The sequence below is a fragment of the Petrotoga sp. DB-2 genome, assembly GCF_054051725.1.
Genome location: NZ_JBSVZD010000009.1, coordinates 45,648 through 61,098, shown reverse-complemented (window position 1 = coordinate 61,098; position 15,451 = coordinate 45,648). Strand labels below are relative to the sequence as shown.

Genomic DNA, 15,451 nt, shown 5'->3' with positions numbered 1-15,451 from the left:
ACCGCCGTATACCGAACGGTACGTACGGTGGTGTGGGAGGACGGTAGATAAATTAATTATCTACCTCCTACCCGATTGATAACTGAGATTATTCTATCAATCCTAAGCCTTTAAGATAATTCTTTGCAACTTCCTCTGGTTCTTTTCCTTCAACATCTACTAAATAATTTAGCCTTATGATTATATCTTGATTTAAGTACATAGCAAAAGGTCTTAAAATTTCTGCTATCTCAGGATATTTTTCTAAAGTATCTTCTCTCACCACAACAGCTACATGATAAAAAGGGAAGAAATGTTTATCGTCTTCCAAAACCTTTAAGTCGTATTTCAGTAGCTGAGAATCGGTGGTAAAGACCATTGTTATATCAGCGTCTCCTTGATTCAAAGACTCATAGGTTAAACCCCACTGCATAGTTTTTACATCATTTTTGGATATGTTCATGTTATATGCTTCTGCCATTTCGAAGATATTCATTGCGCCTTCGAAGAATTCATAATCAATTGCTATTTTTAATTCTCCAGGATGGTCATTTACATATTCAGCAAGTTCGGATATGGTATCAATGCCTAAACTTTCTGCTCTTTCCCTTTTCATGGCCAAGGCATATGAGTTGTTGATACTAGTTAGATCTAACCATACTAACCCTTTTTCTTTATCTATGTTTTTAACTTGGTTGTATAATTCTACTGGGTCGTAAATCAATTCCTCTTTATGATAGTATGTTGTCCACGCTGTTCCTGTGTAATCTGCAGTAACATCAATTTGACCGTTCAACATACCTGTTCTTTTCACTAATGTATTTAAGCCAAATCTTTTATCAATCTTAAAACCGTTTTCTTCAAGTAAAGCAGATATAAGTTCACCAAATAGGTACTGTTCTGTGTAATTGGAAGCACCTACGGTTAAAGTTGCACCAAAAAGCGCAGTTAAAGAAAACACAACAAACAATACAAATATCGCCAATTTTTTCAACGTTAACACCTCCATTAATGTAGGTTTACATTCAATCAGTTTTAGCGCCCCTTCCGCCCCGCAGCCCACCCTTCTAAGGAACGGACTTCGCTCTCTTAGAAGTGCTTCCCACCATATTTAAGGGATAGCTTCACTGTTCATCATCTTAATAAAGGATTCCATCTGGTTACTAAACGTTCATAAGATTTATCTGGAAAGAATTCTTTAAATAAACGGTAATAATAATACTCAGCGGGAGATTTAAACGCCCAATCAATATCTAAATTTTGAAATGTACTTGGCTCCCTTTCAAATTCTGAGCTTTTCTGTTGTGAAATATCTTTTATGATATCAGATACACCAGAACCATTAGCAAAGGGTTCTTTTCTTCGATTTACAATGTTGTTAGGCAAATCATTTTCATAAGCTTTTCTTAATATCCATTTTTCAATTTTTTCAGGTCCGTAAATTTTCCATTCATTTGGTATTTGATTACAAAAATTCACCACACGTCTATCAAGAAAAGGAGCGCGATATTCGATTCCATGAGCTGAGAAGGATCTATCGAGTCTTTGGAGTCCAGTACGGTAGGCGTTAGACATTAAATCATCAAAAAAATTATCCATCTCTTGATTTGACTCTGCTTGCTTTAGTTCGTGATAACCTCCTAAAAGCTCATCTGCTCCTTCACCGCACAACAAACAATTTACACCCTTTTCACGGGCAAATTTCGCTGTCAAATAATGTGCCACTGCTCCATGAACACAAGATTCTTCGAAGGATTCTAAATGATAAATAGCTTTCGGGAGAATATTTTCAATTTTTTGTTTATCAAAAATTTTCCAATAATGGGAAGAACCAATAAATTCTGCCATTTCTATTGCCCTTGGAAGATCTCCATTTTGAGAAACGCCTATTGTGAAGGTTTTGATGGGTTTTTGATATTTAGAAGCAGTATAAGCGATAATACTGCTATCCAATCCGCCGCTAAGTAAAGTTCCATCCACACAACCATCTGACATATTACGTTTAACAGCCTTCTCTAATAATTCCTTCAGTATTTTAGCGGCATCTTGCGGTGTTTTAAAGTGAGGAACACTTTCAGAGAAAGTTGAATAAGGTAAAACGCCGTCCTTTAATGAAAATAAGTGTCCAGGTTCTAGCTCTTGAATCTCCTTAACTATACCAACAAGACCTTTTGCTTCCGAGGAAAAATAAAGTTCATTATTATAAAAGCCATAATATAGGGGATGAGAACCGATGTGATCACGGCCTAAAATAAGATCATTTCTGTCATCGATTGCAAAAGCAAAATCACCATCTAAATAGCTTGCAAATTTTTTCCCAAATTTTCTATAATTTTCGAGTATTAATGATGGCGCTTCAAGATGTAAATTATCTTCGTCAAAAAGATGCCCATCTAAAACAGAAATACCGTTTCCTTCTTTTGTAAAGACCCGCTCTTTTGCTGTTTCCTCAGATGGAAGCAAGCAGCAACCTATAGTTGCTTTTTCTCCTTCTTCTACCCATGTTGATTTTGGACCTCGGTGTTGAATTCTGTTCAATATTTTGTTAACAATTTTATTGTCTTTAGCTGTTGTTCCGGCAATACCTGCCACAAATTAATCCTCCTTTTTCTTTAAATTATAAGGGTGAAGAGGTACCCTTCACCCTTGTTTGTGAAATTGAATATTAGATCGTTTAATCTATTAAACCTAATCCTTCTAAATATTCTCTTGCAACGACTTCTGGTTCAAGACCCTCAACATCTACTCTGTAGTTTAGCCTTATTAAAATGTCTTCGTTTAGGTACAGTGTGAGAGGTCTTAAAATCTCCTCAATTTCAGGGTATTTATCAAGTACATCTTTTCTAACTATAAAAGAGATATGGTAATAAGGCCAGAAGTTTTTATCGTCTTCTAGTACATGTAGGTTGTATTTTAAAATTTGTGGATCGGTAGTAAAAACCATAGCGATGTCTATTTTATTGTTTGAAAGTGCTTCGTAAGTTAATCCGGTTTGCATAGTTAATACTTGAGAATCAGGAATATCTAAACCATAGTGCTCAGCAAAGGCAAAGAAGCCATCAGGTCTTTCATAGAATTCGTGGTCGACTCCTGCCACAAACTCAGTTGGATGTTCGTTCCAGTAAGCGACTAAGTCAGAAAGGGTTTCGAAACCATATTTTTCGTAATCTTCTTGACGAATAGCAAGGGCATAAGTATTGTTAACGTTTATTCTATCAAGCCAAACGACCCCATTTTTAGCGTCTAGTTCTTTGACTTTTTTGAAAAGTTCATCTGGATCGGTAATCATTTCTTCTTGGCCTAGGTAAGTTGCCCACGCGGTTCCAGTGTACTCTGCAAGTACATCGATCTGACCCGTTATTAACCCTTCTCTAGAGGGGAGAGCATGAAGGCCATCCCTTTTAACAACGTTAAAACCATGTTCTTCGAGTAGCAGTGCAGCTAGGTTTCCAAGGATATAATGTTCTGTGAAGTATCTTATACCTACAGTTAAAGTTGCACCAAAAAATGTACTTAAAGTAAATACCATTATTAACAACAGTAAGATCGTTTTTTTCATCAAAATACCTCCATAACTAAGTTTTACTGTTCTCATTTTCAAAGTCTGAGACTTTTTGTTGTGAAATGTCTTTTATGATATTAGATACACCAATACCATTAGCAAATGGTTCTTTTTATCAAATAATAAGGGTGAAGAGATACCCTTCACCCTTATTTGTGAAATTGAATATTAGATCGTTTAATCTATCAAACCTAATCCTTCTAAATATTCTCTTGCAACGACTTCTGGTTCAAGACCCTCAACATCTACTCTGTAGTTTAGCCTTATTAAAATGTCTTGGTTTAAGTACAGTGTGAGAGGTCTTAAAATTTCCTCAATTTCAGGGTATTTATCAAGTGTATCTTTTCTCACTGCGAAAGAAATGTGATAATAAGGCCAGAAGTTTTTATCGTCTTCTAGTACATGTAGGTTGTATCTTAAAATTTTTGGATCGGTAGCAAAAACCATAGCGATATCTATCTTATTATTTGCAATTGCCTCGTAGGTTAATCCGAGTTGCATGGTTGATACTTGAGATTCAGGAATATCTAAACCATAGTGTTCAGCGAAGGCAAAGAAGCCATCTGGTCTTTCATAAAATTCATAGCCGACTCCTACCACAAACTCTTTTGGATGTTCGTTCCAGTAAGCGACTAAGTCAGAAAGGGTTTCGAAACCATATTTTTCGTAATCTTCTTGACGAATAGCAAGGGCATAAGTATTGTTAGCGTTTATTCTATCAAGCCAAACAACTCCATTTTCAGCGTCTAATTTTCTAACTTTTTCTAAAAGTTCATCTGGATCAGTGATTAATTCTTCTTGACCTAGGTAAGTTACCCACGCGGTTCCAGTGTAATCTGGATATAGATCAATCTGACCTGTTGTCAAACCTTGCCTTGCGACAAGAGAACTAAGGCCAAACCTTTCAACAACGTTAAAACCGTTCTCTTCAAGTAGCAGTGAAGCTAAGTTTCCAAGGACATACTGTTCAGTGAAATTTTTTGCACCTACGGTTAAAGTTGCACCAAATAGTGCAGTTAAAGAAAATACTACAACTAACATAAGTACTGCCAATTTTTTCAACGTTAACACCTCCATTTAAAAATTTTTTCACTATTCATTTTGTAACTTAATACCTTCCGAAGTCATTCTGTTTTGTATTGTTGCAAGCGCGAAATCAATTAAAACGGCCATTATAGATACTGGAATAGCTCCAGCTAATATCATCTCGAATTTGAAGGTCCCAAGACCTATAAAAATCAATTCTCCCAATCCTCCAGCACCTATGGCTGATGCAATTGTAGCTGTTCCTAAATTTATTATCGCTGCATTTCTTATTCCTGAGAAAATAGTAGGTACAGCGTTTGGGATTTCTACTTGCCACAAGATTTGCCTGTTAGTCATCCCCATTCCTCTTGCTGCTTCAATCATACCTTTATCGATGCCGAAAAGCCCTGATGCGGTGTTAAAAGTTATAGGCACTATACTGTATAAAAATAAAGCGAAAATTGCAGGGGCAGGACCGATTCCCATGAATAAAAAAACGAGAGCAATAACAGCAATACTTGGGACGGCTTGGGCTATTCCTGTTATTGAAAGGGCTATTCTTCCGCTTTTCTCTCTTCCTGGGCGGGTAACATAGATTCCTATTGCCATTCCGACAACGATAGCAATTGCCCACGAACTTGCGAACAAATAAAGATGTTCCAAAGCCTTTATTCCCATATAACCAAGATTTTCAGCAACGTATGTAAAAAATTCCATGTTATCCTCCTCTCATCAAACCTCTTCATTACTTGACATTTGTTCAAATATAGCTTTTAAGTTGATCACGCCTATTACCTTTTGTTTGTCAGTAACCACAGGGATATTTGTACTTGAAGAACTTAATATTTTGTTTAAGGCTTCATAAAGGCTTGATTTTGCGGTAACGTAATCTTTTTTCAAAGAGCTTTGCAATTTAGATGAATCATTAATTCTGTTCAATCTTTTAGTTTCTATAAAACCTTTATAATTGTTATTTTGATCAATAAATATTGTGATAGGATACTTACTCTGTATAGCATTTTTAATTTTTGACAGGTCCTCATCAATTTTAAAGACTTGCATATCTTTGTACAATCCTTCGCTCACCTTAACAAATTCCAAAGCTTTGAATTGACTATCTTCCCCTAATATGTCCTTTACAAAATCATTTTTTGGGTTTTGAACAATATTTTGTGTCTCGTCGTACTGTACTAATTCACCATCTTTGAAAATTGCAATTTTGTCACCCAATTTTATAGCTTCCCTTATGTCATGCGTAACAAATATAATAGTCTTTTTGATCTTCTCTTGAATTTCAAGAAATGCATCTTGCAAAGTTTCTCTATTGATAGGATCTATTGCACCAAATGGTTCATCCATGAGCAATATGTCCGGATCGGCTGCAAGTCCCCTTGCTACTCCTACTCTTTGTCTTTGGCCTCCAGATAGTTGTGCTGGAAACTTATAAGCGTTAGTATCTGGATCAAGATTTACTAAATCTAATAGATCGTATACCCTCTTTTTTATTTTTTCTTCAGGCCATTTTAAAAGCCTTGGAACTACAGCAATGTTATCAAATACAGTCATATGAGGGAATAATCCAATTTCTTGTATAACGTAACCTATACTTCTTCTTAATTGTATGGGATTTATATCATCTATCGATTTTCCATTGAAGAGGATATCGCCTGATGTTCTTTCAATCAAACGATTGATCATCTTTAAGGTAGTTGTTTTTCCACATCCAGATGGACCTATTAAAATAGTTAATTTATTGTCTTCAAATTCGATATTTAAATTATTAACAGCGGTGAAATCACCATACTTTTTTGTGAGATTAACTAATTTTATCGCCATGTCAATGTTCCTCCTATGATTTTTATCTTATTCATTATCTTTTATTTTAAGACCTTTGGGAGTAATTACATCTTCAAACTTTAGTAAAAGATAATTAGCCAAAACACCCAAAATTGAAACCAATATTACCCCTGTTATTACCATTGGATACCTTGACCTACTTAATCCAGCAAAAATAAAGTATCCTAATCCTCCCGAAGCTACAAAATATCCTAAAGTAGCAACTCCAACTCCCATTACTACTGCATTTCTTACCCCGGACATTATAGTAGGGATCGATAAAGGTAAACGGATTTTGAATAATATTTGGGATTCAGTCATTCCCATCCCTCGTGCAGCCTCTATCATTCGTGGGTCAAGAGATTGAATAGCTACCAATGTATTTCTTATAATCGGAAGTAAAGAGTATATAATCAAAGCAATCACGGCAGGTGTAACCCCTAAGCCAGCTCCAAAAGGAGACAAAATCACAACCATAATCCCAAAAAGGGCTAAACTTGGGATAGTCATTAGAATACTGGCAATGTAAATAACTATGTTTGCGGCTTTAGGATGCCTTGATATGAAAATTCCTGTTGGTACTCCTATACCTATAGAAAAAGGCAAAGATAAACCTATGATTTTCAAGTGATTTAGAAACTCTCTAATTATGATATTTGAACTACTAGAAATATATTCGAAAAATTCCACTGTTTCACTCCCTTCTTCTTATTGTAAATTAGTTTGTTCATCATCGTAATAAATATTATAACACATTATTAATCTTTTTAAAATATAAATAGGTTACAATTAAGTAAAAAAACAACACTAAAAATCTTTTAAGATATTTTATAATATAATTAGTTTGCTAATAAAATGTTTTCGAAGACAAAATAAGGGGTCCTGAAAAGGTTGTATAATAATAATTTATTAATTATAATCATGTTGGAGGTGAAAACTTTGAATGAAAATGAGAAGAAATGGGAAGCTATAGATAAGAAAGCTTTATTAGACTTGGTGTATGAGATTAAAAAAAGAAGGTTACAAATGGGAATTACACAAAAAGATCTAGCTGAGCGGATGGGAACAACGCAGGCGATAATTTCTAAATTTGAAAAAGGAAACTACAATCCAACATTTTTGTTTTTGCAAAGATTGGCAGAAGTGCTGGATGGGAGTATTAAATTATATTTTGAGACTAGAGATAATAAAGAGATAAATAGAGATGAGTTTTCTAAGAATGATAATTTTGAAAAAATATTTCACTTAAAATTATAAAAAGGCGCTATATATAAAGTTTTAGAATTTCTAAAAACAATAATCTATAGAGTTTAGGAGGAGTTTTTGTGAAAAATAATGATAAAAAAATAAACATATTGAAAGATATAATTCTAAAGAATATTTTTTTGGAAAGTGAATTTTTCGAGAGAACAAGCAAAGAAGTAGTTGAAAAAATTGCTGAAATATCGATTAAAAGAGGATATGTATATGAACAAAAAAAGAGAAACTTAAACTTAATAGTTACTTATAGGATTTTTTTAGAAGGAGAAAAAAATAGAATAGCTTATTACGTTTTAACCTTCAGAGTGATTTTCGAAACGGATATGGATTTCAAAAGTTTTTCAAAAAACAAAAGGGCCGAAAAGTATTTCCTTAAAAATTTTGTAGATAGTGTACTTTGGCCCTATCTTAGAATTTATTTAAACGAAATTTTAATGAAGACATCATTGCCAAATATTGTACTACCTTTAAGTACGGGTAATCAACGTATTGATCTTCAAGATAATAAGTATTAATTATTAAGCTTTTTTTGAATTTCGAGAACTATTGCTTCAGCGGATGCTAAATTAGTAGCAAGTGGAATATTGTGTACATCGCAAATCCGTAAAACAGCGGATACATCAGGTTCATGGGGTTGGGCAGTCAACGGATCCCTTAAAAAAATCACAAAATCTATTTTTCCACCAACAGCAAGAGCACCTATTTGTAAGTCTCCTCCCAATGGTCCAGATTCAAAAGTTTGTATCTCTAAACCAACCTTTTCTTTTAAAATCTTTCCTGTGGTTTTTGTAGCATAAAGTTTGCAATTTTTAAATACATCCTTCCATTCTTTGGCAAAGAGTGCAAGGTCTAACTTCTTTTTATCGTGGGCTATTAAAGCTACATTGACCATAATCTTCCTCCTCTAACGTGAAAAATAAGTTCCTAAAAATTGGTTTTACTGAGTGTGTTCAACAGTTTCACCGTGTTTTCAACATCGCTATAGGATAACATCTCGTGAGGTGAATGTATGTATCTAGTAGGAATAGAAATAGTACCACTAGGGATTCCAGATTTGGTTCTTTGATAGCCTGCGGCATTTGTTCCTCCAAAGGTTAATACCTCGAACTGATACGGTATGTTGTTTGCCAAAGCAGCATTTTTTATCCATTCCACAACTTCTCTGTCACTTACAGAAAGATTGTCTTTTATTTTAATACAAGGTCCTTTTCCCAAGGCCATGCTCATTCTTTTAAGAGCCTTTGGAGTATCCAAGGAATCCGTGACATCTATAGCTATTGCTCTGTTGACTTCGTAATCAAAAGCCGAAACAAAAGAACCGACCAAACCTACTTCTTCTTGGACTGTAAAAGCAAATAAAACGGTGTGTTGATTATCTTTCATATTTTTGATAGTTTCTATTAAAATGGCGCATCCTATCCTGTCATCCATCGCTTTTGACATACAATAATTACCATAATCGACAAAACCTTCAGCGAAAGTTCCAAACGTGCCTATAGGGGCAATTTTTTCCGCTTCTTCTTTTGAAGATACGCCTATGTCAACAAATATATTGTCCAAAGATAAGTTCTTATAATTATCTTTTAATTCTTTTTCACTTTCTCCCTCAACCCCTACAACCCCTATTCTTCCATTAAAAATCAACCTGGAACCAATTAAATTTACAGGGTTTTGGCCCCCAACTTGTTCTACTTTTAGAAAGCCTTTGTCTAAAATGTGCGTAACAACAACCCCTATTTCATCCATGTGAGCGTCAAATAGTATGGTTTTTCCAGAGTTGCCTTTTTTTGTAGCGATAAGATTTCCTAGCTTATCTGTTTTAATATCATCTACATGATCTTTGATCTGTTCTTTTATAAAATCTCTCACTTGATCTTCTCTTCCACTTGGTCCATAAAGTTCCGTAATTTTTTTTATTAGCTCTTTCAATTTTTTTGCCACCTCTCTTAAAATGGTGTGTTAACAACTAGTTGTTTTACCAATTGGTAGGTATTTTCATAATCTTGTAAATTCATTATAGATTGTGGAGAATGTATGTATCGGCAAGGTACAGATATTACCCCTGCTGGAATTCCATAAAGAGTCTTTGCGAGCCTAGCCGCATCTGTTCCTCCTGCCGTTCGCATTTTGTATTGGAATTTAATCCCTAATTTCTTTGCAGTATCTACAATTTTTTCAAAGATCTCTTTGTTAAGTACTAAACCGCTATGCATGAATGTTAAGACCGGCCCATTTCCGATATGAGTTGCCCATTTATCCGGGGTGTTTTCAGGGTTGTCCCCAGCAGTTGTACCTTCTAATACAATAGCGAAATTTGGATGTATTTTTGAAGCTGCAGTTCCTGTACCTCTCAGCCCTGTTTCTTCCTGAGTAGCAAAATTGAAGTATGTGTCGTAAAGAGGTTTCTCGCTGTTCTCAAAAAAATAGTCAATTATATCCATCATAATAGAACATCCAACCCTATCATCAAAGGCTTTGGCTACAGCATAGTTATTTTCCTCATAATAAGTAGTATCAAATGTAACCATATCGCCCAAATGGACCTTTTTAGATGCTTCCTCTTTGTTGGAAAATCCAGCGTAGACCCTTATACTTTCATACTGCTCAACTTTGTCGGTTTCTTTTTCTAAGTGAATAGGTGTAGAATTGACAACAGCAGATATTTTTTCTTCGATTTTTAATCTCTGACTTTTTACTACCCTTGGGTCAACTCCCCCAACGGGAGATATGCCAAAAGTACCGTCTTCATTTATTCTGGTGATCATAAAACCAACTTCGTCCATGTGTGCATCGAGCATTAATTTTTTGGAGGAATCTTTACCTTTAATTAAACAAATTAGGTTCCCCATGTTGTCTTCGGTAATTTCATCGACCTTGTTAGCAACATTTGACTTGATGTACTCTTTTATTTTTTCTTCTCTTGAAGATATTCCAGCAAGATTGGTTAAGTCCTTTAAATACTTCCTCATGATTTTCGACGTCCTTTCCAAGTTAAACTAGTGTTTAAAGCAAAGAGAGATAATAATTTTGCGCTTTCTTCCACATCTTTTACATCTACAACCTCGTTGGGAGAATGCATGTTAAGGATTGGAACTGAAACAACACCTGTTTTTACTCCGGTAGAAGATATTTGTACTACATCTGCTTCGGTGCCACTGCCTCTAGTAAAAGTTTCTATTTGGTATTTGATATTGTTATTTTTTGCAGTTTTTGTTAGTTCTTCGAAAACACTTCTTGTAACGGTGGTACCTATACCTATAACTGGCCCTTCACCGATCTTGATAGGCTCGACATTTTCCGGTAGTTTTTCGCCAAAGGTTACATCAATTACTATGGCAAAATCTGGTTTTAGATGGTAGACACTACCTTGTGCTCCAACTAATCCCACTTCCTCACCTTTGTTAAAAGATAACATCAATTGCCCTTCAAATTTAAGATTTTGTAGATACTCTAACGACTTAATAAGTACCGCAGCACCGACTCTGTTGTCTAAAGACTTATTTGATATCTTCCCGTTTTCAAGTTCAACAGCCTGGACTTGTATAACGCCCATATCGCCAACGTTGATATTACTTGTTCCCCCTGAAATTGAAAAATCGACGAAAAGCTCATCAAAGGAGGGAGATTTTTCTCTGTCTTCTTTTTTTTGAAGGTGAGGGGCTAAAAACCCTATTACACCAGTTTTTTCCGAGTCATTTGTTTTAAAAAGAACCCTTTTTCCTACCAAGGTTCTTGGATCGACTCCGCCAACGGGAGAAATACGAGCGAAATGTTCATCAACTATTTTTGATATAACTATTCCAATTTCGTCTACATGAGCAAAAAAGGCAATTTTGGGACTTTCATTTCCATAAGTTGCCACTAAATTACCTATTCCTACTTTTTCTGATTTTACATCTGGTGAAATGTTTTTTAATTCTTTTTCAATCAAAGGAAAGGTATAATTTTCAAAAGAAGACACCCCAAACGTATTGGATAAATTTTTTAGTAAAATAGAAGTATCCATTCATAACCTCCTTTTTGGTTTTCACACAGCATAAATACTGTTTTAAAAATTAAAAAAAATTGATTTAATGTTCCTTTGCTCCACTATCTTTTTACAGTTCAACGGGTTCAACCAATGCTTTATTTTCTTCTATCCTTATAGAAACGGGTGACTTTGGCCATTCATAGTTAAAGAAAGGGATACCCGAGATTTCTACTAATGGTGAATTTAATTCGTAGGCTATAATGAAAGCATTTTTTTTGTTGGTAATTCCTGCTCTTAAAGTTCCAAATACCTTTCCAAATATTATAATACTTCCACCCGCGTTAACTTCTGCACCTTGGTTTACATTTCCAAAAACTATGATGTCTCCAGGATTTTGTATTACTTGGCCGGATCTCAAATGTTTTCTATAAATTTGGGTACTCGAAAGGGTTAACTCTTTGTTTCCTACTTTTCCTTCGGGAAGCTTTCCAAAATAGGCTCCCGCAACGTTCAATTCAAGACTGTTGGCGAATTTTACGATTCTATTTAATAGATTATGCTGAGAACCGTCTTCGAAATATACGTAAAAACTATCTCCAATGTTAAAAAAACTTTTCATCTTAACAAGTTCTTTTTTAAAATGTTCAAAAAGATCTTTTTGCGTGTTCCCTTTCGAAAAATAAAAGATTATGTCTCCGTCCATAATTTTTGCATATACGGGTTCATCCATCTAAACCCCCCCTAATACAATTTTTAAATCAAAAACAAAATTCTATGACCATATATATAATAACATAAAATATAAGAAATATTACATAATCAAAAATTATTTGACAAGTTGGTTGTAAAGAATTCATTGACCATAAAAGAAAAATATGATACAATCTAACAGTAAACATTTTTTGTAATAATTTGTGTTATAAAAAAACTCTTAACGGCAAAACTCTTTTGGATAGAGAGCGAAGCGAAGGTTTACTAAGGCTAGTTTTAGAATTTTTAAATAGAGTTTAAAAAGAAAGAATAATTTTGGAGGTGTATTTATGTTAGAAAAAGTATTTGATTTTATAAACTTTGGTCCTGCAGGTGCCACAGATGCCGGTAACACAGTTGAACAAGCGCAAACTGCTCCCACAGGTGGGGGATTTGGTGGATTGTTGTTCTTTTTAATAATCATAATCTTAATGTGGGTTTTATTGTTCCTTCCACAAAGGCGACAAGAAAAAAAGCACAAGGAAATGATTTCCTCTTTGAAAAAAGGTGATAAAATAGTTACATCCTCAGGAATCATAGGAAAGATAATATCTATAACTAACGAGAGAATCAGAATTTCAACAGCAGATAAAACAGAGATTGATATAACGAAGAATGCTATTGCAGGGGTTCTTTCTAAAAGCGATAAACCCGAAGTAGCACCAGAAAAACCCGAAACTGAAGATGATAAATAGTATTTTAACATTGACTTTGTTCAGGGGGTGAAATAGTTGAGAAATCGAAGGATACGAATATTCTTTACTATAGTAGTTTTTGTTTTTGCATTCTTAGGCTTAATTTTACCTTTATCAGATAATGTGAATGATATAAGCATACTCCGGTTTTTCCCAAATATAAATTTAGGTCTGGATATTCAGGGGGGAGTACTTTTAGAGTATAGTTTAGATGTACCTGAAGGAGTAGATACTTCTGAGGTTGTAGGTAACGTAATTACAGTTCTAAGGAGAAGATTGGACAATGCTGGTTACACAGAAGCAATAGTTTCCGAAGTTGTTTCCGGTGGAGAAAGCAGAGTTCGTGTTGAGATTCCTGGTATATCAGATACTCAGAGAGCTGAAGAACTCATAGGTAGTAAAGGAAAGCTTTACTTTGCAGAAGTATTGGAAGTTGTGGAATCTGAAACACCCCCACAAATTACGAGAAATAGGACTATAGAAATAAATGGTGAAGAAATAGAAATGTATAGTTACGTTAGAGATAGTAATAACCCTAACCTTTGGTATAGGGTGAAAAATGTTTTCGAATTTGGAGATGCTCCATTTCAGATTACCGGTTTAGATGTCAGTGATGCCGTTGCTTCTCTTAATAGTCAAGGGGCAGGATTCGTTGTTAATTTGAATTTCAATAATGAAGGAAGACAAAAATTTGAATTAGCGACTGCAAATTTAGTAAATCAAAGAATTGCGATCATTTTAGATGACGAAGTAATAATTGCACCTGTTGTTAGAGAAAGGATATCGCAGGGAAGAGCCGAAATCAGCGGAATAGAAAGTATGGAAGAAGCGCAAAACATTTCTGTGTTGATAAAGTCAGGGAATTTACCAGTAGATTTGGTTAAATTTCAAGAAAGAACCCTCGGCCCTACTTTGGGAAGAGATATTGTGACTACGATTATAAACGCTGGAATCATTGGGCTTTTAATAGTAATGATTTACATGATTATTGTTTATAGATGGATGGGGATAATTGCTGATATTGCGCTAATATATAATACACTTTTGTTACTGGGAATTTTAAGTTGGACAGGAGCAATATTAACTCTACCAGGTATTGCTGGTATAATCTTAACTTTTGGCACTACAGTTGACGGAAACATTATTATATACGAAAGAATAAAAGAGGAACTTAGAATAGGTAGGCCCCCTTTAACCGCTGTAAAGTTTGGATTTAATAAAGTTTTTTCAACTATTTTTGATGCCAATATAACAACTATTTTAGCTGGTTTAGTTTTATTCTTTTTAACAAGTGGAAGTATTAGAGGTTTCGCAGTTACACTCATAATAGGTGTTTTAGGTGCGATGTTCACCAACCTTGTTGTAAGTAGGTTGCTATTAGAAAGTACTTCACACTTTTTGAAACCTGAAAAGTATGTGAAGGGAATTGTTGTGGAAAAAGGGGGGAGTAAATAATGCCAAATATAGATTTTGTGGGAAAAAGAAATTTTTTCATCTATTTATCTCTTGCGTTGATACTCTTTTCTGTAATAGTGATTTTTGTAAAAGGGTTCAATTTTGGCATTGATTTTTCTGGCGGTAGTGAAATAATCGTATCCTTTGATAAAAGTTATTCAATAGATGAATTGAGAAACACTTTGCAAACTATAGATCCAGATTATACCACCGCTAAGATAATTCAAACTAACCCAGGCGGAGGAACTTCGGATCGATTCTTTTATATAATTACAGTAAGTGATTCCTTTCCTACCCTGGAAGAAAAACAAATGTTTATAAATAGTTTAGAAGAATCTTTTTCTGATTCTAGTTTAAATATTGAACAATTCAACGATGTTTCAGGCTATGCAGCTAGGGAGATTCGATCGTATGCTTGGTATGCTGTAATTACTGCTTTGATAGTTTTGTTAGTATATATAACCATTAGGTTTCAGTTTTCCTACGGTGTGGGGGCAATTCTATCTTTAGCTCATGACGTTGTAATCACCTTAGGTTTTTATTCCCTGTTTGGTATAGAAATGAATTTAACTGCTGTAGCAGCATTTCTTACTTTAGCGGGTTATTCTTTAAACGATACTATTGTTGTTTACGATAGAATAAGGGAAAATAGAACTAAAAATCGTGGGATGGATATAGAGGGAGTTACCAATAAAAGCATTAACGAAGTTATTGTAAGATCATTAAACACTTCCTTGACAACATTCATAGTTGCTTTTATGATGTTCCTTTTGGGAGGTAGATCAATAGCTTCATTCGCATTTGGATTAACTGTGGGAGTCATAATTGGAACTTATTCTTCTTTGTATATCGCAAGTCCAGTTGTTATTGGTATGGTAAAAAGGCGTAAAAAAACACAAAAAGCTTAATTAAATTAGA

At 34.5% G+C, this 15,451-nt stretch carries 17 protein-coding genes; 5 read left to right on the top strand and 12 right to left on the bottom strand.

Annotation, left to right across the window (positions count from 1 at the left end; genetic code table 11):
• Positions 1 to 88: 88 nt before the first annotated feature.
• The 7 genes from ACW9JY_RS04915 to ACW9JY_RS04885 form a co-directional block, all read right to left on the bottom strand.
• On the bottom strand, positions 89 to 982 hold the full coding sequence (locus tag ACW9JY_RS04915; RefSeq protein WP_457283588.1) for an ABC transporter substrate-binding protein: 894 nt from the start codon (positions 980 to 982) through the stop codon (positions 89 to 91).
• Between the two features lie 131 nt (positions 983 to 1,113).
• On the bottom strand, positions 1,114 to 2,571 hold the full coding sequence (locus tag ACW9JY_RS04910) for an asparagine synthase-related protein (protein ID WP_457283585.1): 1,458 nt from the start codon (positions 2,569 to 2,571) through the stop codon (positions 1,114 to 1,116).
• 82 nt (positions 2,572 to 2,653) lie between these two features.
• Positions 2,654 to 3,538, bottom strand: coding sequence for a glycine betaine ABC transporter substrate-binding protein (locus ACW9JY_RS04905; RefSeq protein WP_457283584.1), 885 nt, complete (start codon positions 3,536 to 3,538; stop codon positions 2,654 to 2,656).
• Between the two features lie 180 nt (positions 3,539 to 3,718).
• Entirely contained in the window at positions 3,719 to 4,612 is an 894-nt protein-coding gene (locus tag ACW9JY_RS04900) for a glycine betaine ABC transporter substrate-binding protein (protein WP_457283587.1), read from the bottom strand.
• A gap of 21 nt (positions 4,613 to 4,633) precedes the next feature.
• On the bottom strand, positions 4,634 to 5,284 hold the full coding sequence (locus tag ACW9JY_RS04895; RefSeq protein WP_457283583.1) for an ABC transporter permease: 651 nt from the start codon (positions 5,282 to 5,284) through the stop codon (positions 4,634 to 4,636).
• A 15-nt stretch (positions 5,285 to 5,299) separates the two neighbouring features.
• Entirely contained in the window at positions 5,300 to 6,403 is a 1,104-nt protein-coding gene (locus tag ACW9JY_RS04890; RefSeq protein WP_103077648.1) for an ABC transporter ATP-binding protein, read from the bottom strand.
• A gap of 27 nt (positions 6,404 to 6,430) precedes the next feature.
• A complete protein-coding gene (locus tag ACW9JY_RS04885) occupies positions 6,431 to 7,093 on the bottom strand; it encodes an ABC transporter permease (protein ID WP_457283582.1) in 663 nt (220 codons plus the stop codon).
• A 249-nt stretch (positions 7,094 to 7,342) separates the two neighbouring features.
• Here ACW9JY_RS04885 and ACW9JY_RS04880 point away from each other — a divergent pair, with 249 nt between their 5' ends.
• Both ACW9JY_RS04880 and ACW9JY_RS04875 read left to right on the top strand, forming a co-directional pair.
• A complete protein-coding gene (locus tag ACW9JY_RS04880; protein ID WP_169925209.1) occupies positions 7,343 to 7,660 on the top strand; it encodes a helix-turn-helix domain-containing protein in 318 nt (105 codons plus the stop codon).
• A 68-nt stretch (positions 7,661 to 7,728) separates the two neighbouring features.
• Complete coding sequence (locus tag ACW9JY_RS04875) at positions 7,729 to 8,178, top strand: hypothetical protein (RefSeq protein ID WP_457283581.1); 450 nt, start codon at positions 7,729 to 7,731, stop codon at positions 8,176 to 8,178.
• Here ACW9JY_RS04875 and mgsA read toward each other — a convergent pair.
• The 5 genes from mgsA to ACW9JY_RS04850 form a co-directional block, all read right to left on the bottom strand.
• Complete coding sequence (gene mgsA / locus ACW9JY_RS04870) at positions 8,175 to 8,555, bottom strand: methylglyoxal synthase (RefSeq protein ID WP_103077645.1); 381 nt, start codon at positions 8,553 to 8,555, stop codon at positions 8,175 to 8,177. The genes ACW9JY_RS04875 and mgsA overlap by 4 nt on opposite strands.
• Positions 8,556 to 8,587: 32 nt before the next feature.
• Complete coding sequence (locus ACW9JY_RS04865; protein ID WP_457283580.1) at positions 8,588 to 9,592, bottom strand: M42 family metallopeptidase; 1,005 nt, start codon at positions 9,590 to 9,592, stop codon at positions 8,588 to 8,590.
• A gap of 17 nt (positions 9,593 to 9,609) precedes the next feature.
• The gene (locus ACW9JY_RS04860) at positions 9,610 to 10,632 is read right to left on the bottom strand and encodes a M42 family metallopeptidase (protein ID WP_457283579.1); all 1,023 of its coding nucleotides are present in this window, start codon (positions 10,630 to 10,632) and stop codon (positions 9,610 to 9,612) included.
• Positions 10,629 to 11,669: a M28 family peptidase gene (locus ACW9JY_RS04855; protein WP_457283578.1), complete on the bottom strand. Its 1,041-nt coding sequence runs from the start codon at positions 11,667 to 11,669 to the stop codon at positions 10,629 to 10,631. Before ACW9JY_RS04855 ends, ACW9JY_RS04860 begins: the two co-directional genes overlap by 4 nt.
• 91 nt (positions 11,670 to 11,760) lie before the next feature.
• Positions 11,761 to 12,363 carry a septum site-determining protein MinC gene (locus ACW9JY_RS04850; RefSeq protein WP_103077641.1) on the bottom strand — a complete coding sequence of 201 codons (603 nt, stop codon included), beginning with the start codon at positions 12,361 to 12,363 and terminating at the stop codon, positions 11,761 to 11,763.
• A gap of 310 nt (positions 12,364 to 12,673) precedes the next feature.
• Between ACW9JY_RS04850 and yajC the strand changes: the two genes are divergently transcribed.
• Genes yajC through secF form a run of 3 tightly spaced genes read left to right on the top strand, consistent with a single transcriptional unit; the run spans position 12,674 to position 15,441 of the window.
• A complete protein-coding gene (gene yajC / locus ACW9JY_RS04845; protein ID WP_457283577.1) occupies positions 12,674 to 13,078 on the top strand; it encodes a preprotein translocase subunit YajC in 405 nt (134 codons plus the stop codon).
• A gap of 36 nt (positions 13,079 to 13,114) precedes the next feature.
• Positions 13,115 to 14,533 (top strand): protein translocase subunit SecD, encoded by a 1,419-nt coding sequence (secD, locus tag ACW9JY_RS04840; RefSeq protein WP_457283576.1) that lies wholly within the window; start codon positions 13,115 to 13,117, stop codon positions 14,531 to 14,533.
• A complete protein-coding gene (gene secF / locus ACW9JY_RS04835; RefSeq protein ID WP_103078115.1) occupies positions 14,533 to 15,441 on the top strand; it encodes a protein translocase subunit SecF in 909 nt (302 codons plus the stop codon). Before secD ends, secF begins: the two co-directional genes overlap by 1 nt.
• The last annotated feature ends 10 nt before the right edge of the window (positions 15,442 to 15,451 follow it).